Origin of the sequence: Wenyingzhuangia sp. 2_MG-2023 (assembly GCF_030548295.1) — a bacterium.
GTDB lineage: Bacteria > Bacteroidota > Bacteroidia > Flavobacteriales > Flavobacteriaceae > Wenyingzhuangia.
The window spans coordinates 1-242 of sequence record NZ_JAUOSB010000172.1; the positions used below are offsets into that span (position 1 = coordinate 1).

A 242-nucleotide genomic window follows, 5' to 3' on the forward strand; every position below is an offset into this window, starting at 1 on the left:
GGGTTATCTATAATTTTACAGATAAACCAATAATACCAACACACAGTAATGAAAAAACTATTTTCCGCATTAAAATCATGCTTTATTCTTACTTTTTTATTTGCTTGTTCAGATGATGACACCATTACATCTAATCCAAACAATAACTATATTGTAAATAATATTTCCATCAATAAACAAAATGCTTTTAACGATGAAGAAATTACACTTACATTTGATGCTAGTAATTATGATGCTTTTAC

The 242-nt window shown here is 26.0% G+C and carries 1 protein-coding gene; it reads left to right on the forward strand.

Going from position 1 to position 242, the window contains the following annotated elements; all coding sequences use genetic code 11:
- Positions 1-48 precede the first annotated feature (48 nt).
- A partial coding sequence (locus Q4548_RS16980) for a hypothetical protein (RefSeq protein WP_303457262.1) occupies positions 49-242 on the forward strand: 194 nt, incomplete at its 3' end.